Source organism: Cellulosimicrobium sp. JZ28, assembly GCF_015327065.1.
In the GTDB taxonomy this organism is placed as follows: domain Bacteria; phylum Actinomycetota; class Actinomycetes; order Actinomycetales; family Cellulomonadaceae; genus Cellulosimicrobium; species Cellulosimicrobium funkei.
Window position 1 is genome coordinate 2,102,505 of record NZ_CP017660.1, and the last position, 25,813, is coordinate 2,128,317.

Annotated in this window: 22 protein-coding genes; 12 read left to right on the forward strand and 10 right to left on the reverse strand. The window is 72.9% G+C overall.

Annotation, left to right across the window (positions count from 1 at the left end; translation table 11 throughout):
• Positions 1-14 precede the first annotated feature (14 nt).
• On the forward strand, positions 15-2,045 hold the full coding sequence (pknB, locus tag BJP59_RS09670; protein WP_194522836.1) for a Stk1 family PASTA domain-containing Ser/Thr kinase: 2,031 nt from the start codon (positions 15-17) through the stop codon (positions 2,043-2,045).
• Between the two features lie 93 nt (positions 2,046-2,138).
• On the opposite strand, the gene BJP59_RS09675 is transcribed toward pknB, so the two are convergent.
• The 3 genes from BJP59_RS09675 to BJP59_RS09685 form a co-directional block, all read right to left on the reverse strand.
• The gene (locus tag BJP59_RS09675; RefSeq protein WP_043658206.1) at positions 2,139-3,488 is read right to left on the reverse strand and encodes a class II 3-deoxy-7-phosphoheptulonate synthase; all 1,350 of its coding nucleotides are present in this window, start codon (positions 3,486-3,488) and stop codon (positions 2,139-2,141) included.
• 40 nt (positions 3,489-3,528) lie between these two features.
• Positions 3,529-4,755 (reverse strand): pyrophosphate--fructose-6-phosphate 1-phosphotransferase, encoded by a 1,227-nt coding sequence (locus BJP59_RS09680; protein WP_043658209.1) that lies wholly within the window; start codon positions 4,753-4,755, stop codon positions 3,529-3,531.
• Between the two features lie 110 nt (positions 4,756-4,865).
• Entirely contained in the window at positions 4,866-5,651 is a 786-nt protein-coding gene (locus BJP59_RS09685; RefSeq protein ID WP_228485372.1) for a lysophospholipid acyltransferase family protein, read from the reverse strand.
• A gap of 57 nt (positions 5,652-5,708) precedes the next feature.
• On the opposite strand from BJP59_RS09685, the gene BJP59_RS09690 reads away from it, so the two are divergent.
• Positions 5,709-6,353 carry a hypothetical protein gene (locus BJP59_RS09690; protein WP_194522837.1) on the forward strand — a complete coding sequence of 215 codons (645 nt, stop codon included), beginning with the start codon at positions 5,709-5,711 and terminating at the stop codon, positions 6,351-6,353.
• 37 nt (positions 6,354-6,390) lie between these two features.
• Here BJP59_RS09690 and BJP59_RS09695 read toward each other — a convergent pair whose 3' ends face one another.
• Positions 6,391-7,338, reverse strand: a complete 948-nt coding sequence (locus tag BJP59_RS09695) for an ROK family glucokinase (protein WP_194522838.1) — start codon at positions 7,336-7,338, stop codon at positions 6,391-6,393.
• Between the two features lie 251 nt (positions 7,339-7,589).
• On the opposite strand from BJP59_RS09695, the gene BJP59_RS09700 reads away from it, so the two are divergent.
• On the forward strand, positions 7,590-9,407 hold the full coding sequence (locus BJP59_RS09700; protein ID WP_194522839.1) for an AMP-dependent synthetase/ligase: 1,818 nt from the start codon (positions 7,590-7,592) through the stop codon (positions 9,405-9,407).
• Positions 9,408-9,476: 69 nt separating this feature from the next.
• Here BJP59_RS09700 and BJP59_RS09705 read toward each other — a convergent pair whose 3' ends face one another.
• The gene (locus tag BJP59_RS09705; protein ID WP_194522840.1) at positions 9,477-10,802 is read right to left on the reverse strand and encodes an NYN domain-containing protein; all 1,326 of its coding nucleotides are present in this window, start codon (positions 10,800-10,802) and stop codon (positions 9,477-9,479) included.
• 186 nt (positions 10,803-10,988) lie between these two features.
• Here BJP59_RS09705 and BJP59_RS09710 point away from each other — a divergent pair, with 186 nt between their 5' ends.
• Both BJP59_RS09710 and BJP59_RS09715 read left to right on the forward strand, forming a co-directional pair.
• The gene (locus BJP59_RS09710) at positions 10,989-12,845 is read left to right on the forward strand and encodes a DEDD exonuclease domain-containing protein (protein WP_194522841.1); all 1,857 of its coding nucleotides are present in this window, start codon (positions 10,989-10,991) and stop codon (positions 12,843-12,845) included.
• The gene (locus BJP59_RS09715; protein WP_034654744.1) at positions 12,824-13,105 is read left to right on the forward strand and encodes an Lrp/AsnC family transcriptional regulator; all 282 of its coding nucleotides are present in this window, start codon (positions 12,824-12,826) and stop codon (positions 13,103-13,105) included. Before BJP59_RS09710 ends, BJP59_RS09715 begins: the two co-directional genes overlap by 22 nt.
• A 7-nt stretch (positions 13,106-13,112) precedes the next feature.
• Here the strand turns inward: BJP59_RS09715 and trpD are convergent, their stop codons facing one another.
• Complete coding sequence (trpD, locus tag BJP59_RS09720; protein WP_194522842.1) at positions 13,113-14,210, reverse strand: anthranilate phosphoribosyltransferase; 1,098 nt, start codon at positions 14,208-14,210, stop codon at positions 13,113-13,115.
• Positions 14,211-14,244: 34 nt separating this feature from the next.
• The gene (locus tag BJP59_RS09725; protein WP_021481151.1) at positions 14,245-14,682 is read right to left on the reverse strand and encodes a response regulator transcription factor; all 438 of its coding nucleotides are present in this window, start codon (positions 14,680-14,682) and stop codon (positions 14,245-14,247) included.
• A gap of 317 nt (positions 14,683-14,999) precedes the next feature.
• Here BJP59_RS09725 and ctaE point away from each other — a divergent pair, with 317 nt between their 5' ends.
• The 5 genes from ctaE (at position 15,000) to BJP59_RS09750 (ending at position 20,128) form a co-directional block, all read left to right on the forward strand.
• On the forward strand, positions 15,000-15,650 hold the full coding sequence (gene ctaE / locus BJP59_RS09730) for an aa3-type cytochrome oxidase subunit III (RefSeq protein WP_021481150.1): 651 nt from the start codon (positions 15,000-15,002) through the stop codon (positions 15,648-15,650).
• A 73-nt stretch (positions 15,651-15,723) separates the two neighbouring features.
• Complete coding sequence (gene qcrC, locus BJP59_RS09735; RefSeq protein WP_021481149.1) at positions 15,724-16,503, forward strand: cytochrome bc1 complex diheme cytochrome c subunit; 780 nt, start codon at positions 15,724-15,726, stop codon at positions 16,501-16,503.
• Positions 16,500-17,561, forward strand: a complete 1,062-nt coding sequence (gene qcrA / locus BJP59_RS09740; protein WP_442861539.1) for a cytochrome bc1 complex Rieske iron-sulfur subunit — start codon at positions 16,500-16,502, stop codon at positions 17,559-17,561. Before qcrC ends, qcrA begins: the two co-directional genes overlap by 4 nt.
• On the forward strand, positions 17,558-19,312 hold the full coding sequence (gene qcrB / locus BJP59_RS09745; RefSeq protein ID WP_021481147.1) for a cytochrome bc1 complex cytochrome b subunit: 1,755 nt from the start codon (positions 17,558-17,560) through the stop codon (positions 19,310-19,312). Before qcrA ends, qcrB begins: the two co-directional genes overlap by 4 nt.
• A gap of 192 nt (positions 19,313-19,504) precedes the next feature.
• On the forward strand, positions 19,505-20,128 hold the full coding sequence (locus tag BJP59_RS09750; RefSeq protein WP_085387761.1) for a superoxide dismutase: 624 nt from the start codon (positions 19,505-19,507) through the stop codon (positions 20,126-20,128).
• A gap of 695 nt (positions 20,129-20,823) precedes the next feature.
• Here BJP59_RS09750 and BJP59_RS09755 read toward each other — a convergent pair.
• From BJP59_RS09755 to ctaC, 3 genes are read right to left on the reverse strand one after another with little or no spacing between them, the layout of a single operon-like run.
• Positions 20,824-21,222 carry a cytochrome c oxidase subunit 4 gene (locus BJP59_RS09755; protein ID WP_194522843.1) on the reverse strand — a complete coding sequence of 133 codons (399 nt, stop codon included), beginning with the start codon at positions 21,220-21,222 and terminating at the stop codon, positions 20,824-20,826.
• Positions 21,219-23,042 carry an aa3-type cytochrome oxidase subunit I gene (gene ctaD / locus BJP59_RS09760; protein WP_021482036.1) on the reverse strand — a complete coding sequence of 608 codons (1,824 nt, stop codon included), beginning with the start codon at positions 23,040-23,042 and terminating at the stop codon, positions 21,219-21,221. The genes BJP59_RS09755 and ctaD overlap by 4 nt, the downstream gene beginning before the upstream one ends.
• The gene (gene ctaC, locus BJP59_RS09765; RefSeq protein ID WP_021482035.1) at positions 23,042-23,962 is read right to left on the reverse strand and encodes an aa3-type cytochrome oxidase subunit II; all 921 of its coding nucleotides are present in this window, start codon (positions 23,960-23,962) and stop codon (positions 23,042-23,044) included. Before ctaC ends, ctaD begins: the two co-directional genes overlap by 1 nt.
• Before the next feature lie 428 nt (positions 23,963-24,390).
• Here ctaC and BJP59_RS09770 point away from each other — a divergent pair, with 428 nt between their 5' ends.
• Together BJP59_RS09770 and BJP59_RS09775 are read left to right on the forward strand one after the other, a co-directional pair.
• Entirely contained in the window at positions 24,391-25,509 is a 1,119-nt protein-coding gene (locus BJP59_RS09770) for a cysteine desulfurase family protein (protein WP_228485373.1), read from the forward strand.
• Positions 25,506-25,802 (forward strand): sulfurtransferase TusA family protein, encoded by a 297-nt coding sequence (locus tag BJP59_RS09775; protein ID WP_336244624.1) that lies wholly within the window; start codon positions 25,506-25,508, stop codon positions 25,800-25,802. The genes BJP59_RS09770 and BJP59_RS09775 overlap by 4 nt, the downstream gene beginning before the upstream one ends.
• The last annotated feature ends 11 nt before the right edge of the window (positions 25,803-25,813 follow it).

Below are 25,813 nucleotides of genomic sequence, written 5' to 3' on the forward strand. Positions count from 1 at the left end.
CCTAGACTCTCCCCGTGGCCACCGTGACGACCGATCCCCTCGTCGGCCGCCTGGTCGACGGGCGGTACGAGGTCGTCTCGCGCATCGCGCGAGGCGGCATGGCGACGGTGTACCTCGCGATCGACCGTCGGCTCGAGCGCGAGGTCGCGCTCAAGGTCATGCACCCCCACCTCGCCGAGGGCGCGTCCGGCGCCGACTTCGTCTCCCGCTTCCGCCGTGAGGCGCGCGCCGCGGCCCGCCTCACCCACCCGGGCCTCGTCGCCGTGTACGACCAGGGCCTCGACGGCGACACGAGCTACCTGACGATGGAGTACGTGGCGGGGTCGAACCTGCGCCGCACCATGCTCACCGAGCGCACCTTGACGCTGGGTCGCACGCTCGACGTGCTCGACCACGTGCTCGACGCGCTCGCCGCCGCCCACCGCGCGGGGCTCGTGCACCGCGACATCAAGCCCGAGAACGTCCTGCTCGACACCGAGGGCCGGCTCAAGGTCACCGACTTCGGTCTCGCGCGCGCCGTGAACGAGGTGACCGCGACGACGACGGGCACGATCCTCGGGACCGTCGCCTACCTCTCCCCCGAGCTCATCGCGACCGGCACGTGCGACGCCCGCACCGACGTCTACGCGGCGGGCATCCTCGCGTACGAGATGCTGCTCGGCACCGTCCCGCACACCGGCACGACACCGATCCAGGTCGCGTTCCAGCACGTGAACAACGACGTGCCGCCGCCGTCGGACGTCGCCCCGTGGATCCCGCCCGAGGTCGACGACCTGCTGTGCGCGCTCGCCGCGCGCGACCCCGCCGACCGCCCGGCCGACGCCGGCGCCGCGCTCGCGCTCGTGCGCTCGACGCGCGCGGCGCTCGACCCGGCCGACCTCGAGCGGCGCGTCGACCCGCCCGCCGGGGGGTCCGCCGTCGTGCCGCCCCCGCCGGGTCCGGGCCCGCGGACCGAGCCCGACGACCCGTCCGCCGCCGCGACCGCGTCCCTCGCGGCGCTCAGCCTGCGCGACCGCGAGGCCGCGGGCCTCACCGAGCCGCTCGCCGTCGGGCACGTCGTCGCGCCGACCACGCGGCCCGGCCCGCCGCCCCCTGCTGCCCCGACCCCGGCGCGGCGACGTGACCACGGCCGCGTGGTCGTCTGGTCGCTCGTCGTGCTCCTCGTCCTCGCGGGTGTCGGCGGCGGTGCCGCGTGGTGGTTCTCGTCCGGGCCGGGCGCCTACACCCAGGTCCCGGACGGCCTCGTCGAGGCGTCGCGCCCGGAGGCCGTCGCGCTCCTCGACGACGCGGGCCTCTCCCACACGGTCGAGGAGCGCTACGACGACGCCGTGCCCGAGGGCGCCGTCGTGGCGACGGACCCGGCGTCCGGCGAGGACGTGCGCAAGGACGGCAGCGTGCGGCTCGTCGTGTCGAAGGGCGTGCGGATGCTCACGGTGCCGACCGGCCTCGTGGGCGCGACGCAGGAGGAGGCGACCGCCGCGATCGAGGGCGCCGACCTGACGCTGGGCGACCCCGTCGCCACGCCGCACGACGAGGTGCCGTCGGGCCAGGTCATGGCCGTGCAGGACCCCGACGGCAACGCCATCGAGGAGGGCGCCACGATCCGGCACGACGTGCCGGTGGTGCTCACCGTCTCGTCCGGGCCCGCGCCCGTCGTCGTGCCGCAGGTCACGGGCTCCGCGAAGGACGTCGCGGTCGGCGCGCTCGAGGAGCAGGGCCTCGTCCCCTCCGTCACCGAGGAGTACTCCGAGACCGTCGGCGCAGGGCTCGTGATCCGCCAGGACCCCGAGCAGGGCTCCGACGCCCACCGGAAGGACACCGTGAACGTCGTGGTGTCGCTCGGGCCCCCGCTCGTCGACGTCCCGAACGTCAGCACCCGCAACGTCGCCGACGCCGAGAAGGCCCTGAAGGACGCGGGTTTCCAGGTCGAGATCCGCTACCCGCAGGGCATCCACCCGCTCAACATCGTCTACGCCCAGGACCCCCCGGGCGGTGACGGGCGCACCGCGCCCAAGGGCTCGACCATCGTCCTCAACGTCTTCTGACCTCGCGACCCGCGCAGACGGCCGTGGCCCGCCCCGACCACGGGACGGGCCACAGCCCTGCGCTCGACGGGAGACGGCCGTCTCCCCACGCCCTCAGCCGCGCAGCATCTCCGCGACCTGGAAGGCCATCTCCAGCGACTGCTGGTGGTTGAGGCGCGGGTCGACGAGGGTCTCGTAGCGCAGGGCGAGCCCCGCGTCGTCGATCTCCTCGCTCCCGCCCAGCACCTCGGTCACGTCGTCGCCCGTGAGCTCGACGTGCAGCCCGCCCGGCACGGTCCCCGCGGCGCGGTGCACCTCGAAGAAGCCGCGCACCTCGTCGAGGACGTCGTCGAACCGGCGCGTCTTGTAGCCGCTCGCGGACGTGATGGTGTTGCCGTGCATGGGGTCCGTGACCCACGTGACGGGCACGCCCGCGCGCGCGACGGCCTCGACCAGCGGCGGGAGCGCGTCGCGCACGTTGCCCGCGCCCATGCGCGTGACGAAGGTCAGGCGGCCCTCGACGTCGTCGGGGTTGAGACGGCGGGCGAGCTCGAGCGCGACGTCGGGCGTCGTCGTCGGGCCGAGCTTGACCCCGATCGGGTTCGCGACGCGCGAGAGGAAGTCGACGTGCGCGCCGTCGAGCTGGCGCGTGCGCTCCCCGATCCACAGGAAGTGGGCCGACGTGTCGTACGCGTCCCCCGTGCGCGCGTCCCGGCGCGTGAGCGCGCGCTCGTAGTCCAGCACGAGCGCCTCGTGGCTGACGAAGAACTCGACGGTGCGCAGCGCGTCGAAGTCGGCGCCGCACGCGTCCATGAAGCGGATCGCGCGGTCGATCTCGGACGCCGTCCGCTCGTACCGCGCGTAGGCGGGGTTGCGCATGAAGCCGCGGTTCCACTCGTGGACCTGGCGCAGGTCCGCGAAGCCCCCGGTCGTGAACGCGCGCACGACGTTCCACGTCGCCGCGGAGATCTGGTACGCCTGGACGAGGCGCTCCGGGTCGGGGATGCGCGCCTCGGGCGTGAAGGCGTGCCCGTTGATCATGTCGCCCCGGTACGCGGGCAGGGTCACGCCGTCGCGCGTCTCCGAGTCGGAGCTGCGCGGCTTGGCGTACTGCCCGGCCATGCGGCCCATCTTCACGACGGGCATGCTCGCGCCGTGCGTGAGGATGACCGCCATCTGCAGGATGGTGCGGATCTTGTTGCGGATCCGGTCGGCGTTCGCCTCGGCGAACGTCTCGGCGCAGTCGCCCCCCTGCAGGAGGAACGCCTCGCCCCGCCCGGCCGCGGCCAGGCGGGAGCGCAGCGTGTCGGCAGCCGCCGGCACCACGAGCGGCGCGGAGGCCGCCAGCCGGTCACGGACGGCGTCGAGCGCCGCCTCGTCCGGCCACGTCGGCTGCTGGAGCGCGACGAGCGTGCGGAAGTGGTCGAGCCCGGAGTCGGTCCCCGGCTCGCTCGTGGTGGTCATACGGCGTCCCCTGACGAGGTTCCTGGTGCGGTGGTGCCGGTCAGTGGGCCGCGGGCGCCGCGGGCACGAGCGGCTGGCCGATGCCCTCGAGGAGCTCGCCGAACCACTGCTGCGACACGTCGAACGCCTTGCCGCCGGCGATGCGCGGGAACTCGATGGCGCGCAGGCGGTCGCCGTTCTCCTCGTCGTGGCCGATGACACCCGACTCGCCGCGCAGCGCGCACTCGACCGCGAGGTCGGTCATCGACTTGATGAGGCGCAGGTCCTCGGCGTTCGCGGCGGCCGCGCGCGAGAAGTAGCCGGACTTCTGGACCATGACCTTCTCGGCGCCCAGCTTGTCGGCGAACTGCTTGGCGAACCACTGGCCGGGGTTGACCGTGTCGAGCTTGACGTGGCCGAACGGGTCGCGCTGGACCTCCTCGCCCGCCGCCTCGAGCTGCGCCACGATCTCGTGCATGCCGGCGCCCTCGGACAGGAAGATGTTGACGTTGCCCTGCTCGTCCATGATCGCCTTGAGGCGCTCGGCCTCGGCGTCGATGTCGAGCGCGAGCTCCGGCAGGAACACCGCGTGGACGTCCCAGCGCTCGCGCGTCAGACCGAGGGCCGGGGCCCACTCCTGCGCGTCGAGCCACTTGCGGTACTCGGCGGCGGACGCCGCGGTGAGCCAGCCGCAGTGCCGCCCCATGACCTCGTGCACGATGAGCATGCGCGGGCCCGAGCGGTGCTCGCCGATGACGTTGGCGGCGAAGCCCGCGGCCTCCTCGGCGGCGGTCCACGCACCGAGCGACTGACGGATCGGGATCACGTCGTTGTCGATCGTCTTCGGCAGGCCCACCACCGTGAGCTCGTAGCCGTTCTCGTGGAGGTACGCGGCGAGGTCGGCCGCGGTCGTGTTCGTGTCGTCGCCGCCGATCGTGTGCAGCACGTCGACGCCGTCCGCCTTGAGCTGCTCCGCGGCGACCTGCAGCGGGTCCTGGCCCTCCTGGACGAGGCCGCGCTTGACGCAGTCGGCCGCGTTGGTGAGCTTGACGCGCGAGTTGCCGATCGGCGAGCCGCCGAAGCGGTGCAGGATCCCCGCCTGCTTGCGCCCCTCGGAGTCCACGACGATCTTCGTGCCGGTCAGCAGGCCGTGGTAGCCGTACTGGTAGGCGATGATCTCGATCTCCGGGTCGAGCTCCGTGTACCGCTCGATGAGACCCCCGACCGCGGAGGACAGGCACGGGGCGAAACCGCCCGCGGTGAGGAGGGCGACGCGACGAACCGACATGTGAACTCAGAACCTCTCGTAGGACGGATCCTGGCCGGACGGACGCGGTCCGGCGGGGTGGCGGCGACGGGGCTCGGGCCCTGCACGGGCCCGGCGCGACCGGCCGTCGCTCAGTCTACTGACGACGCGCCGGGCTCCGGCGGCGGTTCCGGGACCTGGACGTCCGGGGCGGGACGCCCGCCGGGGGCTCCGCCCGCCACCTCGGACTCGGTGTGGCCCGCCGCGAGGCGCGCCTTGGCCGTGGCCGCGTAGATGTCGACGTACTCCTGCCCGGACAGCCGCATGATCGCGTACTGGATCTCGTCGGCGACGGCGCGCAGGATGAAGCGGTCGTTCTCCATGCCGCGGTAGCGCGAGAAGTCGAGCGGCTCGCCGATGACGACCCCGATGCGCATGGGCGTGGGGATGACCTTGCCGATCGGCTGCGCGATGTTCGTCCCGACCATCGCGACCGGGACCACCGGGGCGCCCGACTCGAGCGCGAGGCGCGCGACGCCCGTCTTGCCGCGGTACAGCCGTCCGTCCGGGCTGCGCGTGCCCTCCGGGTAGATGCCGAACAGGTCGCCCTCGCGCAGGACGCGCAGGCCCGTCTCGAGCGCGGCCTCGCTCGCCTTGCCGCCCGCGCGGTCCACGGGGATCGTCCCGACGCCGCGCATGAAGCCCGCGGTCAGGCGGCCTTTGACGCCCGTGCCTGTGAAGTAGTCGGACTTGCCGAGGAACTGGACCTTGCGGTCGAGGACGAGCGGCAGGATGAACGAGTCGATCACCGCGAGGTGGTTGCTCGCGAGGATGGCACCGCCCTCGTCCGGCACGTGCTCGACGCCCCGCGTCCAGGGACGGTACAGGAGCCGCAGGATCGGGCCGACCATCACCTGCTTCATGAACCAGTAGAACAACGTTCCTCCTCGCGGGGTCCCGGCGCGGGACGTGCATCCGACTCTAGAGTGATTCCCATGGCCGCACCGAACGCCCAGCCGGACTCCCCGCAGCCCGACGACGTCCCCGACCCCACGCCCGACGACGCGGCGCCGGGCACGGACCACCCTGCCGCCGACGACGGGGAGGCGACGGCGCCGCGCGACGAGGCGCCCGAGCCCGCGCTCGACGTCGACGCCCGGTGGGCCGGCATCGTGGCCGAGCTCGCGGACCTGTCCGAGCTCGACCGGTCCGACCCGGGCGCCCGGCCGGGCGACGACCCCCGGGCCGCGCAGGACCCGGCGGCCGGGGCGCCCGAGGGCTCCCCGCGCAGCGGCCGCGACGTGCTCGGGTCCGTGCCCGTGGCGCCCTGGGTGCGCCCGACGGGGCCGCGGGACTGGCCCACGACGCCCGAGGTCGAGGACCTGGAGGAGGCCGAGAGCCACTTCGTGCCCCCGGACCCGCCGCTCGTCCTCGGGCGCGACCCGCTCCTGACGATGGCGTGGGCGCTCGTCGTCGGCGTGCCGATCCTGCTGCTCGTCGTGCTGGTCGTCGCGCGCCCGTACCCCGTGCTCGTCGCGCAGGTGGGCGGCGGCGCCTTCCTCGTGGGGCTCGCGATCCTGCTCTGGCGCATGCCGCACCGGCGGGACGACGACGACCGGGGGCCGGGCGCCGTCGTCTGACGCCCGCGCCTCCCCCGCACCGCGCCCGCGCCGCCCGTCAGCGGCGCGCGAGGTCCGCGGCGCCGACGATGCCCGCCTCGTTGCCGTGCTCGGCGAGCTCGATCCGCGCCTCCGGGCGGTGCCCGCGCGCCGAGAGCTGGTCGGCGAACGCGCGCCGCACCGGCTGGAGCAGGAGGTCGCCCGCCGCACCGACGCCGCCGCCGATGACGATGAGCTCGGGGTCGAGCAGCGCCGTGACCGACGCCGCGCCCTCGCCGATCCAGCGGCCGAGGTTCGCGAGCAGCTCGACCGCGAGGTCGTCGCCCTCCTGCGCGGCCTGGGTGATCTGGGGGCCGTTGAGCTTGTCCGGGTCGCCGCCGCAGATCTCGAGCAGGCGCGTCGCGCGGTCCGGCTGGGCGATGAGGGCGTTCTGGCCGTCGCGCACGAGGGCGCGCCCGGACGCGTACTGCTCCCAGCAGCCCTCGTGGCCGCAGCCGCAGTAGTGCCCGCCCGGGACGACGCGCATGTGGCCGACCTCCGCCGCGACGCCCCACTTGCCGCGCACGAGCTCGCGGTCGACGACGATCGCGCCCCCGAGCCCCGTGCCGACCGTGAGCATGAGCATGTCGGTCGCGTCGCGCGCGACGCCGAACTGGAACTCCGCCCAGCCCGCCGCGTTCGCGTCGTTCTCCACGACGATCGGGACGTCGACGTCGCCGATGAGCTCGCGCACGTTGCGCGCCAGCGGGTACTCGCGCCACGCGATGTTCGGCGCGAAGAGCACCGAGGTGCGGTCCGGGCTGACGAAGCCGGCCGCCGCGAGGCCCATCGCGCCGACCTCGTGGTCGGCGGTGAGCTCGGCATAGACGTCGGCGATGGCGCGGTCGATGCTCGCGACGTCGTCGGGCTCGGTGTCGCGGCGCGTCTGGACGATGATCTCGCCTTTCTCGTCGACGACCCCGGCCGCGATCTTCGTCCCGCCGATGTCCACCCCGATGGCGTGCATGTCCCGTCCTCTACTCGCTCGGTTCCGCTGACTGCAAGGTCTCGCTGCGGGTGCTCGCCCGCTCACGGACCACGCACGACGACGGGGCCTCGACCCCGCGCCACGGGTCGGGCCACCGGAACTCCGCGCCCGCGCGAAACGTTGCGCAAGCAGCGCACAGCACCTGAAGCCTACCGACAACGGCAGGTCTCGGGCACACGCCGCCACTGGGTAGGGTTCTCCCACCGTCGACTACTGCCACTGGAGCCAGAATGGACGAGATCAGCGCCCCACGGATCGTCGAAGTCGATCCCTCGAAGAACCTCAACGACCTCCTCGCGAGCCGCGTCGCGGCCGACCCCGCCGCGCCGATGGTCGAACGCCGCACGGGTGCCGACGGTGCGTGGCAGGCGCTCAGCGCGCGCGAGTTCGACGCCGAGGTCGTCGCCGTCGCGAAGGGGCTCGTCGCCCGCGGCATCCAGCCGGGCGACCACGTGGGCATCATGTCGCGCACGCGCTACGAGTGGACGCTGCTCGACTGGGCGACGTGGGCGGCGGGCGCCGTGCCCGTGCCGCTCTACGAGACGTCGAGCCCGGAGCAGGTGCAGTGGATCCTCTCGGACGCGGACGTGCGCCTGCTCGTCGTGGAGACCGAGGCGCACGCGGCGACGGTCGAGGAGGTGCGCGACCAGGCCCCGGCCCTGGGGGACGTGCTGGCGATCGACGCGGGCGCGATCGCCACGCTCACGGCCGACGGCGCCGGCGTGGACGACGCCGAGATCGTGCGCCGGCGCGGCCTGGCCGACCTCGCGGACGTCGCGACGATCATCTACACGTCCGGCACCACCGGCCGCCCCAAGGGCGCGGAGCTCACGCACCAGAACTTCTACTCCCTCACGGTCAACGCCGTGGCCGCCGTGCCCGAGGTCTTCGGGGAGCCGGGCGGCCGCACGCTGCTGTTCATGCCGCTCGCCCACGTGTTCGCGCGGTTCATCGGCGTGCTCGTCGTGGCCGGCGGCACGGTGCTGGGCCACACGCCGGACACCAAGACGCTGCTCGAGGACCTCGGCACGTTCAAGCCGACGTACATCCTCTCGGTGCCGCGCGTCTTCGAGAAGGTCTACAACTCCTCGGAGCAGAAGGCGGCCGCGGGCGGCAAGCTGAAGATCTTCCACTGGGCCGCCGCGACCGCGATCGCGTACTCGCGCGCGCTCGACGAGCCGTCGGGGCCGGGCGTCGGGCTGCGCCTGCAGCACAAGGCCGCGGACGCGCTCGTCTTCAAGAAGCTCCGGCACGCGCTCGGCGGGCGCGCGAAGTACGCGGTCTCCGGCGGCGCGCCGCTCGGCGAGCGCCTCGGCCACTTCTACCGCGGCATCGGCGTGCGGATCCTCGAGGGCTACGGCCTCACCGAGTCGACGGCGCCGACGAGCGTCAACCGCCCCGGGAACACGAAGATCGGGACCGTCGGCGAGCAGCTCCCCGGCTGCGGCGCCCGGATCGCCGAGGACGGCGAGATCCTCCTGCGCGGGGACCACATCTTCCGCGGCTACCACAACAACGAGCAGGCGACCGCGGACGCGTTCGTCGACGGCTGGTTCCGCACCGGCGACCTCGGCTCGCTCGACGAGGACGGCTTCCTGCGCATCACCGGGCGCAAGAAGGAGATCATCGTCACCGCGGGCGGCAAGAACGTCGCACCCGCCGTCCTCGAGGACCGGATCCGCGCGCACGCGCTGGTCTCGCAGTGCGTCGTCGTGGGCGACCAGAAGCCGTTCATCGGCGCCCTGGTGACGCTCGACCCGGAGGGCCTGCCCGGCTGGGCGAGCATGCACGGCAAGGAGCCGCTGACCGTCGAGCAGGCGGCCAAGGACCCGGACGTCCTCGCCGCCCTCGACGCCGCGGTCACGCGCGCGAACCAGGCGGTGTCCCGCGCCGAGTCGATCCGCAAGTTCACGGTCCTCACGACGGACTTCACGGTCGAGAACGGCTACCTCACGCCGTCGCTCAAGGTGAAGCGCAGCGAGGTGCTCAAGGACTTCGCGGCCGACGTCGAGGCGATCTACGTGGACGGGCCCGCGCCCGTCCGCTGACACGGCCCGAGGCCCTCGTCCCCGCGCACCACGGCCCTCCCCGGCAGCACGCCGGGGAGGGCCGCGTCGTCAGCGGCGGGCGAGCCGCACCAGGAGCGCGTGGGCCGGGACGCACGCCGCGCCCATCGCCTGCACGTCGTCGGCGACGGCGCGGTCGCTCGTCACGACGACGACCGGGCGCCCGGGCGGCTCGGCGGCGACCAGGCGCCGGATGAGGTCGTCCGCGATCTCCCCCGACGAGAACAGCACGCGCACGCCGCGCGGGGCGTGCACCGGCCGGGGGCCGCCGTCGGCGCCGTCGAAGCACACGGTGACCTCCGTGCCGGCGGCGGCCACGCGGAGCAGGCCGGCGAGGAGGCGGTCGCGCTGGTCCGCGAGCGACAGCTCGCCGTAGCCCGTCTTCGTCACGTTGTAGCCGTCGACGACCAGGTGCGTCCGCGGGACCGACAGCAGGTCGTCGACGAGCGCCGGGTCGTCCGCCGCGCGGCCGCGCGACCCCGGCCGGGGACGCGCCGCGTCCGGCAGCCCGGCGGCGACGTCGTCGGCGGGCGTCGTCGTCGACGGGCCGAGCGCGAGCTCGCGCCGGAGCCCCGCCGCCGCGTCGACCACCGTGTCCAGCAGGAGCCGCGCGCGGGCCGTCGCGAGGTCGGCCGACGACGTCCGCGCCCGGCGCGCCTCGTCCCGCTCCGCGCGCGCCCGGGCCAGCTCGACGGCGGCCGCGCGACGTTCCTCGCGCGCGTCCCGCAGCGCGGCCTCGGCGGCGTCCCGCTCCCCCTGCGCCGCCCGCTCGGCGGCCCGCGCCTCGGCCCGCGCCCGGTCCGCGTCCGCGCGCAGCCGCCGCTCGGTCCGGCGTACCGCGGCGAGCTCGGCCGTCGCGGCCTCGGCGCGCGCGTCGGCGTCGCGGGCTCGCGCCTGGAGCTCCTCGACCTGGCGCGCGAGCCGGTCGCGCTCGCCGCGGAGGCGGGCCGCGTCGTCCCGGGCCGACCGGTCCGCCCGGAGGGTGTCGTCGAGCGAGCGAGCGCGCTCCACCTCCGCCTGCCAGCCGTCGGGCCGCAGGAGGAAGGCACCCGCCGCCCGCTCGCGCACCTGCGCCGAGGACAGGCCGTCCGGGGGCGCGGCGTCGGGCTCCGGCTCGCTGTCGTGCTCGCGGGACCAGGCCGCGGCGACCGCGTGCCGGAACCCCGCGTCGTCGACCAGGGCCCGCCACAGGGGTGCCGCGCCGGCCGTCGCCCGCCGCCGGGGCGCGAAGGCCCGCACCCGCTGGAGCGCGACCGGGACCAGGGCCGTGTCGAGCGCGCCGAGCGCCTCCGCCGCGGCGGCCACGAGGAGGCTGCGGACCGACGGCGGCACGTCCGGCTCCGCGGGCAGGGCGTCCTCCGGTCCGTCGGCCACCATGCGCCGCGCCTCCTCCGCACCTCGTCCGCGGGTCGCCGCGGGCGCTTCGTCCCTGATCGTCCTGATTCTCTCGGTCCCACCCTATGCCGCCCGGGGACGCGCGCCCCGGCTCCCGGACTTCGTGTCGGCGGGCGGCCGACGGACCTCGCGGCGGCGGTGTCGGTGGCCCTCGCTAGCCTCGCCGCCATGTCGTCCGGACCCGCCCTCGCCGCCCCTCGCGCCGGGTCCGCACCGCAGGGCGTCCCCGTCCAGCCCACGCTCGAGGACCTGGGCACGCCGCTGCACGAGGTGACGTTCGTCGTCGTCGACCTCGAGACGACCGGCGGCTCCCCCGCGGGCGCCGGGATCACGGAGATCGGCGCGGTAAAGGTGCGCGGTGGGGAGGTGCTCGGCGAGTTCCAGACGCTCGTCGACCCCGGGGTGCCCGTGCCCGCCTTCGTCGCCCGGCTCACCGGCATCACGTCGTCCATGGTCGCCACCGCGCCCCGCATCGAGGCCGTGCTGCCCAGCTTCCTCGAGTTCGCGCGCGGCGCCGTGCTCGTCGCGCACAACGCCCCGTTCGACATCTCGTTCCTCAAGGCCGCGTGCCGCACCGCGGGCTACGACTGGCCCGGGAACCAGGTGCTCGACACCGTGCCCCTCGCACGGCGGGTCGTCACGCGCGACGAGGCGCCGAACCACAAGCTCGCGACGCTCGCGGCCCTCTTCCGCGCCACGGTCACGCCGGACCACCGCGCGCTCGCCGACGCACGCGCCACCGTCGACGTGCTGCACGCGCTCCTCGGCCGCCTCGGCCCGCTCGGCGTGACGCACCTGGAGGACCTCGCCGGGGCGACGGACCCCGTGCCGCAGGACGTGCGCCGCAAGCGCCACCTCGCCGACGGCCTGCCGGACGCGCCCGGCGTCTACCTCTTCCGCGGCCCCGGCGACGAGGTGCTGTACGTCGGCACGTCGACGTCGATCCGGCGCCGCGTGCGGTCGTACTTCACGCGCTCGGAGAAGCGCGGGCGCATCACCGAGATGGTGCGCATCGCGCACGCCGTCACGCCCGTCGTGTGTGCGACGCCGCTCGAGGCGCAGGTCCGCGAGCTGCGCCTGATCGCCGAGCACGCGCCGCGGTACAACCGCCGGTCGCAGCACCCGGAGCGCATGACGTGGGTCCGGCTCACCGACGAGGCGTACCCGCGCCTCTCGCTGGTCCGCGACGTCCGCGCACCGGCGGCGCACATCGGCCCGTTCGCCTCGCGGCACCAGGCCCAGGCCGCCGTGGACGCCCTGCACGACGCCTTCGCGCTGCGCCAGTGCACCCGGCGCCTCCCCGTCGTCGCCTCGCCCGGCGCGACGGCGTGCGTGCTCGCCGAGATGGGCCGCTGCTCCGCCCCGTGCACGACGACCGAGCGCGACGCGGGCTACGGCGACGTCGCGGCGGGTGCGCGCGAGGCCTTCGAGGGCGACCCGTCGCGCGTGGTCGCCGAGCTCGGGCGCCGCATCGTGGCGCTCTCGCGCGACGAGCGCTTCGAGCAGGCCGGCGAGCTCACCCAGCGCCTGCGCGCCTTCCTCACGGGCGCGGCGCGTGCGCAGCGGCTCGCCCCGCTCGCCGCGTGCGCCGAGCTCGTCGCCGCGCGCCCGACGGACGCCGGTGGGTGGGAGGTCGTCGTCGTGCGGCACGCGCGGCTCGCCGCGACCGGCGTCAGCGCCCCGGGCACCGACCCGTGGCCGCTCGTGCACGCGCTCGTCGCGACGGGCGAGACGGTGACACCACCCGTGCCGCCGGCCCCCGCGAGCCATCCGCACGAGGCCGAGATCCTGCTGTCGTGGCTCCAGGAACCCGGGGTGCGGATCGTCGACGTCACGGGTCCCTGGACGTGCCCGGTCCGCTCGGCCGGGTCGCACGTGGACCTCGCGACCACGGCCCGCCACGTCGCGCGCCACGCGGACGCTGACGGCGCCGACCTGGCCCACGCGTCGGCCGGGCCGACCGTAGAGTGGTCGCCTGACGACGACCCGTCCCCGGAGGAACCATGCTCACCGCCATCGTCCTGATCGACACCGACCCCGCACGCATCCCCGAGGTGGCGTCGGAGGTCGCGGACCTGCGCGGCGTCAGCGAGGTCTACTCGGTGACGGGCAAGGCGGACCTCGTCGCGATGGTGCGGGTCCAGGAGCACGACCAGCTCGCCGACGTCATCGCGGACCGCATCAGCAAGGTCCAGGGCGTCGTGCGCACCGAGACGTTCATCGCGTTCCGCGCCTACTCGAACGTCGACCTCGAGCAGGCGTTCGCCCTCGGCCTCGACGACTGACCGGCGGTCAGTCGCGCGCCGCGGCCTCCGCCCAGCGGGCGAGCGCCGCGCGCGCGGCACCGGAGTCGACGCTCCGGGCCGCGACGTCGTAGGCCGCGCGCAGCCGCTCGACGAGCGAACCCTCCGCGGTACCGGGCAGCGTGCCGTCGGCGACGAGGCCCGCGGCCGCGTTGAGCAGCACGGTCTCGCGCACCGCGCCCGGCTCGCCCGCGAGGAACCGCCGCGCGACGTCGGCGTTGTGCGCCGCGTTCCCGCCCCGCAGGTCCTCGACGGTGACGGGCGTCAGCGCGAGGTCGGCGACGGGGTCGAGGCGGTGCTCCGTCACGGCGCCGTCGCGCACCTCCCACACCGTGGCGCCGCCGGTCGCCGCGAGCTCGTCGAGGCCGTCGTCGCCGCGGAACACGAGCGCCGACGTGCCGCGCCCGGCGAGCACGCCGGCGATGAGCGGCGCCATCCGGGCGTCGGCCACGCCGATCGCGGCCGCGCGCGGCTGCGCGGGGTTCGTCAGGGGGCCGAGCACGTTGAACGCCGTCGGGATGCCGAGCTCCTTGCGCGCGACGCCCGCGTGCCGCATCGACGGGTGGAACACCATGGCGAAGCAGAAGGTGATCCCCGCCTCCTGCACGATGCGCGCCACGCGGTCGGGACCGTGGTCGAGCCGGATCCCGAGCTCCTCGAGCACGTCCGCGGCCCCCGACGACGACGTCGCGGCGCGGTTGCCGTGCTTGACGACGCGCACGCCCGCGCCCGCGATGACGAGCGACGCCATCGTCGAGATGTTCACGGTGTGGGCGCGGTCGCCGCCCGTGCCGACGATGTCCACGGCGGCCCCGTCCACGGAGAAGCGGCTCGCGTGCGCGAGCATCGCGTCGGCGAGACCGGTGAGCTCGGCGACCGTCTCGCCCTTCGCGCGCAGCGCGACGAGGAAGCTCGCGAGCCTCACGGGCGAGACCTCGCCCGACATGACCTGATCCATGGCCCACGCGGTGCGCTCGGCGTCGAGGTCGTTCCCCGCGACGAGCTCGGTGAGCAGACCGGGCCAGGTGAGCCCCGCACCCGTCGAGTCGCTCGTGGTCGAGGCGGCAGGGTGCGGGGTGGCGGTCACGGGTGGCCCTTCGGCTGGTCGGTCTCCTGGTCGGCTACCGCGTGCCGGAGGCGCGCAGCAGGTCGGCGACGGCACGCTGGAGGGCGACCGCGTCGAACGGCCGGGGCACCGCGTCGTCGGCGAGCGACCACGATGCTAGCCAACCGTCCTGCGGCCTGCCGGTGAGGACCAGGACCGGCGGGCACGCGTAGATCTCGTTCTTGAGCTGGCGGCACAGACCCATGCCCCCGGCCTTGTCGGCCTCGCCGTCCAGGACCAGCAGGTCCCACCCGCCGGCGTCCGCCGACGCCACGACCGCCGCCGGGGTGGCCACCTCGTGCCACTCGATCTCCGGCTGCCCCGCGCCCAGCCGCCGCCCGACGGCGAGCAGCACCTGCTCGCGCACGGTCACGTCGTCGCTGTAGAGCAGGATGCGCGGCGCGCGCGGGGTCACGTCCGTGTCCCCGTGCGTCGTCGTCACGGTCGTCGTCATCGTCGTCACCGTCGCCTTCGTCGTTCCCTCGGGTGGGCCCGGGAGCGCGCGGCGCCGCGTGTGGCGGACGCACGTCCCGACTGGCATCTTGGCACGTCGGAGCGCTCCGCAGCACCCCTGCGGCGGGTCGTGCGCCGACCGGCGGCGGACCGGGGACCAAGGGCCCTGGCCCGCGCCCCGGACGCCCGGGTTTCATGGCACTCGGACGGTTTCCGTCACCAAGTGCAGGTCTCCGTGGGAAGTTCTGGAGACATTGTGAGATTCACCGCCTCCGGGCTGCCGTCTGCGTGCCGCGAAGCTGAGGTTCGTCGGCCATAATGGCTCCTGTGTCGACCGCAACGGCTGCCCCCCACGCCCATCAGCACGTGAGCGTCAACCGACCGAACCCCGTCTCGGTCGGGACGATCGTGTGGCTGGCCAGCGAGCTCATGTTCTTCGCCGGCCTCTTCGCCATGTACTTCACGGTCCGCGCCGTGATGCCCGCCGACGAGTGGGCCCTCGAGGCGGACAAGCTCAACCTGACCTTCGCGGCGATCAACACGACCGTCCTGGTGCTGTCGTCGGTGACGTGCCAGATGGGCGTGTGGGCCGCCGAGCGTTTCCAGCCCGTCCGCACCGGCTCGATCTTCCAGGTGAACCGCTGGGGGATGAACGAGTGGATGACGCTGACGTTCCTCATGGGCGCGTTCTTCATCGGCGGTCAGATCTTCGAGTACGCCGAGCTCGTCGAGCACGGCGTGTCGATCTCCTCCACGCCCTACGGCTCCGTCTTCTACATCACGACCGGGTTCCACGGCCTCCACGTCGTCGGCGGCCTGATCGCCTTCCTGTTCCTTCTCGGCCGCTCGTTCTCGGCCAAGAACTTCGGGCACCACGAGGCCACGACGGCCATCGTGACGTCCTACTACTGGCACTTCGTCGACGTCGTGTGGATCGCGCTCTTCTTCGTGATCTACATCTTGCGCTGACGTCGCGCCCGGGGTCCGCCCCGGACCGCCCACCCGCCCCCTGCTCCCCCACCTGCGAGACGAGGATCATTTCGTGAAGGCACTCGCCGCCCGCAGACACCACCGCTTCGCGCCGGTCGTGCTGCTGCTGCTGGCGCTGCTGGTCACCGGTGGCGTCTACGCCGCCTTTGCCCCGACTTCGGCCAACGCCGAGACCGCCAGCACCGAGGACATCGAGACCGGCCAGAAGCTGTTCCAGGCCAACTGCGCCACGTGCCACGGGCCGAACGCCGAGGGCACGGCCACCGCGCCCTCGCTCGTCGGTGTCGGCGCCGCGTCGGTCGACTTCCAGGTGTCCACCGGCCGCATGCCCATGCAGATGGACGGTCCGCAGGCCATCCAGAAGCCGCGCCAGTTCGACGAGGAGCAGACGGCGCAGCTCGCCGCCTACGTCGCGTCGCTCGGCGCCGGCCCCGCGATCCCCACGGACGAGCAGGTCGACGCAGCACTGGGCGACCCGGCCAACGGTGCCGCGGTCTTCCGCACCAACTGCGCGATGTGCCACAACGCGATCGGTGCAGGCGGTGCCCTCTCCGAGGGCAAGTTCGCTCCCCCGCTGTGGGACACCTCGGAGCGCAACATCTACCAGGCGATGCTCACCGGCCCGCAGTCGATGCCGGTCTTCAACGACGCCACCGTGACGCCCGAGGAGAAGCGGGACGTCATCGCGTTCCTCGCCGAGCAGCGCGACGGTTCCGCCGGCGGCCTGTCGCTCGGGTCGCTCGGTCCGGTCAGCGAGGGCCTGTGGGCCTGGATCGTCGGAATGGGCCTCCTCATCGGGGCCGCAGTGTGGATCGGAGCGAAGTCCTCGTGAGCGACTACCAGAGCCCCCGCTCGTCCGAGTCCTCGCAGCGCGAGGTCGGGCACCGCGAGGAGCACGGCACCCTCGACACGTTCCCGGACCCCGGTCTGCCGGAGCACAAGAGCCGCATGGCCGACCGCGACCCGAAGGCGTCGAAGCGCGCCGAGCGTCAGGTCGCCGCCCTCTTCGGGATCTCCGTCATCGGCACCATCGCGGCCCTCGTCGTCTACTTCGTGATCCCGCCGGACGGGACCACCGCGGGCGTCCGCCTCTCGACGGTGGCGCTCGGCGTCGCCATCGCGTTCGCCCTGCTCGGCATCGGCTTCGGCGCGGTGCACTGGGCCAAGGTCCTCATGTCCGACCACGAGAAGGTGGACGAGCGCCACCCCATCGCGAGCGACCCCGAGACGCGCACCGCCGCGCTCGCCGAGCTCGACGCGGGCGTCAAGGACTCGGGCATCGCCCGCCGCGGCGTCCTCAAGGGCGCGGTCATCTCCGCCCTCGCGCTCTTCCCGCTCACCATCGCGGTCCCGCTCGTCGGGAGCGTCGGCGGCGACTGGAACGTCTCCAAGTTCAAGCACACCCTCTGGCAGCGCGGCACGCGCCTCGCGATCGACCCCTCGGGCCGGCCCATCAAGGCCGCCGACGTCACCATCGGCTCGGTGGTCCACGTCATCCCCGAGGCCTCGCAGGAGGAGATGCAGTCCCACGAGTGGATCACGGAGAAGGCCAAGGCCGTCGTCCTCCTGGTCCGTCTCGACCCGCGCGACATCGTGTCCGAGCAGGCCCCCGCCGGGGAGAGCTGGTCGTACGACGGCATCGTCGCGTTCTCCAAGATCTGCACGCACGTCGGCTGCCCCGTCGCTCTCTACGAGCAGCAGACGCACCACCTGCTGTGCCCGTGCCACCAGTCGACGTTCGACGTGGCCGACAGCGCCAAGGTGGTCTTCGGCCCCGCGAAGCGGCCCCTGCCGCAGCTGCCGATCACCGTTGATGACGAGGGCTACCTGGTTGCGCAGAGCGACTTCCACGAGCCCATCGGCCCGAGCTTCTGGGAGCGTCTGAAGTGACCACCAGCACCGGAACCGCCGCACCTCGGGCGGCCGCACCGAAGTCAGCCGCGCCGACGACCCCCGCCGGGAAGGCCGCGGACTACCTCGACCAGCGCACCGGCATCGGTGTCGCCGTCAAGGAGTTCGCGCGCAAGGTCTTCCCCGACCACTGGTCGTTCCTCCTGGGCGAGATCGCGCTCTACTCGTTCGTCGTCCTGATCCTCACCGGCATCTTCCTGACGATGTTCTTCGTCCCGAGCATGTCCCTGGTGACCTACCACGGCGAGCCCGCCTCCATGGACGGCGTGCTCATGTCCGACGCGTTCGCGTCGACGCTGCACATGTCGTTCGAGGTCCGCGGCGGTCTGCTCATGCGGCAGATCCACCACTGGGCCGCGCTGATCTTCATGGCGTCGATCGTCACGCACATGATGCGCGTGTTCTTCACGGGCGCGTTCCGCAAGCCCCGTGAGGTCAACTGGCTCGTCGGCATGCTGCTCATGATCATGGGCCTCGCCGCCGGCTTCTCCGGCTACTCGCTGCCCGACGACGTCCTGTCGGGCAACGGCCTGCGCATCACCGACGGCGTCGTCAAGGCGATCCCGCTCATCGGCTCGTACATGTCGTACTTCATCTTCGGCGGCGAGTTCCCGGGCGAGCACATCATCCCGAGACTGTTCACGGTCCACATCCTCCTGGTGCCGGGCCTGATCCTCGCGCTCGTCGCGCTCCACCTGTTCTTCGTCGTGCTCCACAAGCACACGCAGTACCCGGGTGGCGGCCGCACGGACACCAACGTGGTCGGCTTCCCGCTGTTCCCGGTGTACGTCGCGAAGGCCGGCGGCTTCTTCTTCGTCGTGTTCGGCATCCTCGCCCTCATGGGCGGCACGATGGCGATCAACAACGTCTGGAACTACGGCCCCTACGACCCGTCACCGGTCTCCGCGGGAGCACAGCCCGACTGGTACATGCTGTTCCTCGAAGGGTCCTTGCGACTCATGCCGGGGCAGACGGAGTTCGTGATCGGCGGGTACACCCTGTCGCTGAACGTCCTCATCCCCGCGGTCGTCGTGCCGGGCCTGCTGTTCACGTTCCTCTTCGTCTACCCGTTCCTCGAGTCCGCGGTGACGAAGGACAAGCGCGAGCACCACGTCCTCGACCGCCCGCGCAACGTGCCGGTTCGCACCGGCCTGGGCGTCGCGTTCCTCACGGCGTTCATCATCCTGGCGCTCGCCGGGTCGAACGACCTCATCGCGACGCACTTCCACATGTCGATCAACACGATCACCTGGGCCTTCCGGATCCTGATCTTCGTCGGCCCCTGGTTCGCGTTCTGGGTCACCAAGCGCATCTGCCTCGGGCTGCAGCGCAAGGACCGCGAGCTCGTGCTGCACGGCCACGAGACCGGCCGCATCGTCCGGTTCGCGCACGGCGAGTACATCGAGGTCCACCGCCCGCTCGACGAGCAGGAGCGCTGGCTGCGGGTCAACTACTCCGCCCACGCCCCGCTCGAGATCGAGCCGGCGACGGACTCCCGCGGCGTACGTCGCAAGGGCTACAAGAAGGACAAGCGTCTCCAGCGCCTGTCGCGGTTCTTCTACGAGGACCGCATCGAGCCCGTGACGCCGGCCGAGCTCGCCGCCGCCCACTCGCACGGTGAGCACGACGCCCTCGAGAGCACGAGCCACGAGCAGATCGAGGCCGGGACCGCCCCCGTCGGCGGCGGTCGGGACCTCGTGGAGCCGGAGAAGGGCGCCGACGAGCGCTGACCTCCGGGTTCCTGCACAGTAGGACGATGACCCGCGACCAACCCCCTCTTCCAGGCGGGCAGGTCGCGGGTCATCGTCGTCTCTGCCCCCGGGGCGCGGCAGCGCCCGCTTAAGGCGGCAGGGACACCGTCAGTTCACTGCCCAGGGACCGTCGGACGACCTCCGGCGGTCCGTACCAGGAGGTACATCCGGATGCCCGCTTACACCCTGCCCGAGCTGTCCTACGACTACGGTGCGCTCGAGCCGCACATCTCCGGGCGGATCATGGAGCTGCACCACTCCAAGCACCACCAGGCCTACGTCACCGGCGCGAACACCGCCCTGGAGAAGCTCGCCGAGGCCCGCGAGTCCGGCGACTTCGCCGCGATCAACCTCCACGAGAAGAACCTCGCGTTCAACCTCGGCGGCCACGTCAACCACTCCGCCTTCTGGACCAACCTCTCCCCCGAGGGCGGCGGCGAGCCCACCGGCGAGATCGGCGCCGCGATCGACGAGCACTTCGGCTCCTTCGACGCCTTCAAGAAGCAGTTCGCCGCCGTCGCCGCCGGCGTCCAGGGCTCCGGCTGGGCCATCCTCGCCTGGGACTCCATCGGCCAGAAGCTCATCACCGTCCAGCTCTACGACCAGCAGGGCAACCTCACCCTCGGCCTGACCCCCATCGTCCTGCTCGACGTCTGGGAGCACGCCTACTACCTCGACTACCAGAACGTGCGCGCCGACTACGTCACCGCCTGGTGGAACCTCGTCAACTGGTCCGACGCCGAGGCCCGCCTCCAGCGCGCCAAGACCCAGACCGCCGGGCTCATCGTCCCCTGACGACCCCGCCGCACGACACCCGGTCGGCGAGCACGACCCCGCTCCCCCACCACAACGAGGTTGGTCCCGCTATCCACCGGATAGCGGGACCAACCTCGTTCTCGGCGGCCGCCCAGGGCCACCCCGGTCAGTCCGCGGTCGCCAATAGGTGCCGCGTCGTGGCGTCGGCCACGGGGGGCGTCGCCGGCAGCGTCTCCGGCCGTCACGACGTTCCGGCGCGCTCCGTCGCCTGCCCCACACCGCCCCTCACACTGCCCCGCACCGCGACCACGCACCGTCCCGCGCTGGACCACTGGACGAAGACGCCACAGCCGTTCAGCGAGCGAGCCGGGGCGCGTCCGGGCCGCCGTCGTCGTGACGGCTTCCCCGCTCGAAGTGAGGCCGCCCTGCGAACCTGCAGCCCTGCCCTGCCCCGCCCTGCCCTGCCCTGCCCGCTCCCGGCCCCGGCGTATGCGCTCCCGTCCGCGCGTGTGCCCTACCGTCCGCGCGAGGGCGCTCCCTCACGAACGGGGGCGCTCCCGGCCAGACGTTGGCGCTCCCAGCCCGGCCTGGGACACTAGAACGCCGTCAGTGCGCCACAGGATCGGCTCCGGCACTCGGACGCCTCCCCGCCGCGACGAACGCCCCACGCCCCCGCGCAGACAGCAGGACGGCCCGACCCCCGTGAGGGGATCGGGCCGTCCGGAAGAGGTGCGTCAGTGCGCGTGCTGGCCGCGGGAGAACTCGAAGACCCAGCCGACGAGGGCCACCGCGCTCATCGCGATACCCACGTAGACAAGCCACCAGCCGACCGCGAGGCCGAGGAAGACGACCGCCGCCGAGCCTGCGATCGCGAGCGGCCACCAGCTCCACGGGGCGTACACGCCCTGGTCGCCGGCACCCTGCTCGATGAGGCCGTCCGGGTCGTCCTCGGGTCGCGCGTCGATCCGCTTGGCGGTGAGCGCCAGGTAGGCGCCGATCATGCCCGAGAGGCCCGCGGTCAGGAGGAGCGCGGCGCTGCCGACGGGCTCCCAGCCGCTCCAGAGCCCGTACACCACGCCGATGAGCGCGAAGAAAGGCGTCAGGAAGATGAACAGCTTGTACTCGACCTTCACTTGCCGGCCTCCTCGTCCGTGTCACCCGTGCGCGGCTCGTCGATGATGATCGTCGACGTCGAGTCGCTGCCTGCCTGCTTGTCGCCGAGGCGGTCGAGCGCGACGCTCTTCTCACCGCGGCGGTCGGCCTCCCCGTAGACCTTCTCCAGGACGTTGGGGTTCGGCTCCGCGTGGTCCATCGCGGCGACCTCGGGGTGGTGCAGGTCGAACGCGGGCGACTCGGAGCGGATGCGCGGCAGCGACGTGAAGTTGTGCCGCGGCGGCGGGCAGGACGTGGCCCACTCGAGCGAGCGGCCGTAGCCCCACGGGTCGTCGACCTGGACCTTGGGCGCGTTGCGCCAGGTCGTGTAGACGTTCCAGAGGAACGGCAGCGTCGACGCGGCGAGGATGAACGCCCCGACCGTCGAGACCTGGTTCTCCCACGTGAAGCCGTCGGACGGCGCGTAGTCCGCGTAGCGGCGCGGCATGCCCTCGACGCCCAGCCAGTGCTGGATGAGGAACGTCATGTGGAAGCCGATGAAGAGCAGCCAGAAGTGGACCTTGCCGAGGCGCTCGTTGAGCATGCGCCCGGTGAACTTGGGCCACCAGAAGTAGAAGCCGGCGAACATCGCGAACACCACGGTGCCGAACACGACGTAGTGGAAGTGCGCCACCACGAAGTACGAGTCGGACAGGTGGAAGTCGAGCGCCGGGCTGGACAGGATGACGCCCGTGAGGCCGCCGAAGAGGAAGGTCACGAGGAACCCGATCGACCACAGCATCGGTGTCTCGAACGTCAGCTTCCCTCGCCAGAGGGTCCCGATCCAGTTGAAGAACTTCACGCCGGTCGGCACCGCGATGAGCATCGTCATGAAGGCGAAGAACGGCAGGAGGACCGCGCCGGTCACGTACATGTGGTGGGCCCACACGGTGACGGACAGCGCCGCGATCGCGATCGTCGCGTAGACGAGGCCCTTGTAGCCGAAGATCGGCTTGCGGGCGAACACCGGGAAGATCTCGGACACGATGCCGAAGAACGGCAGCGCGATGATGTAGACCTCAGGGTGCCCGAAGAACCAGAACAGGTGCTGCCACAGGATGGCGCCGCCGTTCTCGGGGTTGAAGATCTGGGCACCGAGGCGCCGGTCGGCACCGAGCGCGAAGAGCGCGGCGGCCAGGGGCGGGAACGCCATGAGCACGAGGAGGCTCGTGATGAGCGTGTTCCACGTGAAGATCGGCATGCGGAACATCGTCATGCCGGGCGCGCGCATCGTGATGATCGTCGTGATGAAGTTGACCGCACCGAGGATCGTGCCGAAGCCGGCGAGCGCGAGCCCGAACACCCAGAGGTCTCCCCCGAGCCCTGGACTGAACGTCGTGTTCGACAACGGCGCGTACGCGAACCACCCGAACGAGGCGGCGCCCTGCGGCGTGAAGAAGCCGGCCGAGGCGATGAGACCGCCGAAGAGGTAGAGCCAGTACGCGAACATGTTCAGTCGCGGGAACGCGACGTCCGGCGCACCGATCTGCAGCGGCATGATCACGTTCGCGAACCCGGCGAAGAGCGGGGTCGCGAACAGCAGCAGCATGATCGTGCCGTGCATCGTGAAGAGCTGGTTGTACTGCTCCTTGCTCTGCACGATCTGGATGCCGGGCTCGAAGAGCTCCGCACGGATCACGAGGGCCATGAGGCCGCCGATGCAGAAGAAGATGAACGACGTGATCAGGTACATGTACCCGATCGTCTTGTGGTCGGTGGACGTGACCCACTTGATCACGGTCCGCCCGAGGGTCTGACGCCGCGGCGCGAGACCGGGGATGACTTCGGCCTGCGCGACCATCAGTTCTCACCCTCCGTGGTAGCGGTGACAGGGTTCGGGTCCTGGAGACGGCTGAAGCCCTCCACCGGGATCTGACCCTCCTGGCCCTTCTCGCGGAGCGCCTCCATCTGCGCGTCGTACTCCGCGCGGTCGACGACCTCGACGTTGAACAGCATGCCGGAGTGGTGCTCGCCGCAGAGCTCGGCGCACTTGCCGGCGTAGACGCCCTCGCGCTCCGGGGTGACCACGAACTCGTTCGTCCGGTGCGGGATCATGTCGAGCTTGTAGAGGAACGCGGGGATCCAGAAGGAGTGGATGACGTCGCGCGACTGCAGCTCGAACCGCACCGACTCACCGACGGGCAGGTAGAGCGTCGGCAGCGCCGCCGCCGTGCCCGGGGCACCGTCGATCGTCGCGTCGTCGGTCATGGTGTCGCCGACGTCCGCCAGGTGCTGGCCCGTCTCGTAGACGTCGTCGTCCACGTAGTTGAAGTCCCAGCTCCACTGCTTGCCGATGACCTGGACCGTGAGGTCGGACTCGACGTCCTTGTCCACGATCGCGCTCATGTCGCGGTCCGTGTAGAAGAAGAGGACGAGGACCATGAGGATCGGCACGGCCGTGTACATGATCTCGAGCGGCAGGTGGTAGCGCGTCTGCACGGGGAGCTGGTGGTCGTCCTTGCGCTTGCGGTACGCGGCGACGCACCACAGCATCAGGCCCCACGTGATCACGCCGACGATGAGGGCCGCGATCCAGGAGCCGGTCCACAGCGACGTGATCCGGGCGGTCTGGTTGGTCACCTCCCCGTCCTCGTAACCGGGCAGGAACCCGCGCTGGACGGTGTCGGTGGCGCAGCCGGACGCCACCGCGGCGACGGCGACGGCGAGGGCCGTCGCCCGCAGGATGGTGCGCCGTGTGCGGCTAGGGGGTTGCGAGTGCAAGGGGGGCCTTTCACGTCACGTCCTGCCCGTGCCCGTCTTTACGAGCCCAGCACAGGACCTTCGTCCTCGACACACGAAGCCTAGCGCGGGATTCCGCCCTTCGTGGCCCGGAACGCGCTGCGGACGGGCGAGATGCGGCACACGTCGTGGCCGGTCAGGGGTGGGTTCGACACACCAGTCCCGAGTCTGTCAGATCCTTGCCACACCGTCGGCCCACCGGGCAGCACGGTAGCGTGCCGGTGGGACCTTCGGACTCCCGGAGGCACCTCGTCGCGGGGCGCGCGAGCGCAACGATCCGACGTCGTGCGCCGGACCCCGACCGGCGCCCTGCGCCCGCTCGGGCACTCTCAGCCCGGCCGTCCCCTGCTCCGCGACGGCCCCGCCCGCGCCCTGGAGGCCATGTGACACACACCACCCCCGATCGCCGGGTGCTTCTCGACAACGGGGGGCGCGCCCCCTGGCACCCGCTCGCGCGCGAGGCCTTCGACCGCGCGCTCGACGACGGCTGGGCCGACCCCCGACGTCTGCACGCGGAGGGCAGGCGTGCCGCGGCCCTGCTCGACGGCGCCCGCGAGGCCGTCGCCGCCGCGCTCGGCGCGCGCACGGAGGAGGTCGTCTTCACCGCCAACCACACCGCGTCCCTCCACACGGCCGTCGCCGCGCTCGCCGGCGCGCGTCACCGCGCGGGGCGACGGGTCGTCGTCGGCGCCGTCGAGCGTGCCGCCGTCCTGCACGCCGCCGAGCACGGTGGCCTGGAGCGGGAGGTCGTCGCGGTGGACGGGTCCGGCCGCGTCGACGCCGCGGAGATGACCGACGCCGTCGGCCATTCGGGCGTGGCGCTCGCCGCGCTCCAGGCCGCCAACGGCGAGGTGGGGACGCGTCAGCCGGTCACGGCCGTCCACGAGGCCGCGCGGCGGGCCGGGGTCCCGCTGCTCGTGGACGCGGGGGCCGCGCTCGGGCACGACGTCGTCCCCGAGAGCTGGGACGCGCTCGCCGCCGACCCGGCGGACTGGGGCGGCGGGCCCGGCATCGGTGTCCTCGCGGTGCGTTCCCGCGTCCGACGGCGCAGCCCGTTCCCGGAGGACGCGGACCCGTGGGCACCCGGCGGGGTGTCCGTCCCGGCGGCGTTCGCCGCGGCCGTGTCGCTCCAGGCGGTGCTGGCCGACCGGGACGCGCAGGACGCGCGGCGTCGGGCGCTCGTCGACCGCGTGCGGGCACAGGTCGCCCATATCCCCGACGTCGAGGTGGTCGGCGACCCGGTAGACCGGCTCCCCCACGTCGCGACCTTCTCGTTCCTCTACGTGGACGGCGAGGCGCTGCTCACCGACCTGGACCGCGAGGGCATCGCCGTCGGCTCCGGGTCGGCCTGCACGTCGAGCTCGCTCGAGCCCTCGCACGTCCTCGCGGCGATGGGCGTGCTCACGCACGGCAACGTGCGTGTCGCCCTGGACCGCTCGACGACGGAGGACGACGTCGAGCGGCTGCTCGCCGCCCTGCCGGACGCCGTCGCCCGCGTGCGCGCGGCGCTGGGGGTGCAGGGCCTGTGACCGACGCTCCCCCGCCCTTGCCGGCGTCCGGCGCGTCCGGCGACGCGGGCGCGGCCGGCGACGTGGTCGACGCGCGCGGGCTGCGCTGCCCGCTGCCCGTGATCCGGCTCGCGGCGGCAGCGCGCGACCTCGCACCGGGCGCCCGGCTCACCGTGTGGTCGACCGACCCGGCCGCCCGCCTCGACGTCCCCGCATGGGCGCGGATGCGCGGGCACGCGGTCGTGGGCGAGGAACGGCTCCCCGGTCAGGGAGAGGCTGAGGCCTGGACGATCACCGTCGAGATCGGCGGCTGACCCCGCCGCGA

Excerpts from the sequence above, each read along its gene's own strand:
- BJP59_RS09675 (WP_043658206.1), bottom strand. The coding sequence starts at position 3,488 with ATGACCACCACGAGCGAGCCGGGGACCGACTCCGGGCTCGACCACTTC.
- BJP59_RS09680 (WP_043658209.1), bottom strand. The coding sequence starts at position 4,755 with ATGTCGGTTCGTCGCGTCGCCCTCCTCACCGCGGGCGGTTTCGCCCCG.
- BJP59_RS09690 (WP_194522837.1), top strand. The coding sequence starts at position 5,709 with ATGGCCGCACCGAACGCCCAGCCGGACTCCCCGCAGCCCGACGACGTC.
- BJP59_RS09695 (WP_194522838.1), bottom strand. The coding sequence starts at position 7,338 with ATGCACGCCATCGGGGTGGACATCGGCGGGACGAAGATCGCGGCCGGG.
- BJP59_RS09700 (WP_194522839.1), top strand. The coding sequence starts at position 7,590 with ATGGACGAGATCAGCGCCCCACGGATCGTCGAAGTCGATCCCTCGAAG.
- BJP59_RS09705 (WP_194522840.1), bottom strand. The coding sequence starts at position 10,802 with ATGGTGGCCGACGGACCGGAGGACGCCCTGCCCGCGGAGCCGGACGTG.
- BJP59_RS09710 (WP_194522841.1), top strand. The coding sequence starts at position 10,989 with ATGTCGTCCGGACCCGCCCTCGCCGCCCCTCGCGCCGGGTCCGCACCG.
- BJP59_RS09715 (WP_034654744.1), top strand. The coding sequence starts at position 12,824 with ATGCTCACCGCCATCGTCCTGATCGACACCGACCCCGCACGCATCCCC.
- BJP59_RS09725 (WP_021481151.1), bottom strand. The coding sequence starts at position 14,682 with ATGACGACGACCGTGACGACGACGCACGGGGACACGGACGTGACCCCG.
- ctaE (WP_021481150.1), top strand. The coding sequence starts at position 15,000 with ATGGCTCCTGTGTCGACCGCAACGGCTGCCCCCCACGCCCATCAGCAC.
- BJP59_RS09750 (WP_085387761.1), top strand. The coding sequence starts at position 19,505 with ATGCCCGCTTACACCCTGCCCGAGCTGTCCTACGACTACGGTGCGCTC.
- ctaD (WP_021482036.1), bottom strand. The coding sequence starts at position 23,042 with ATGGTCGCGCAGGCCGAAGTCATCCCCGGTCTCGCGCCGCGGCGTCAG.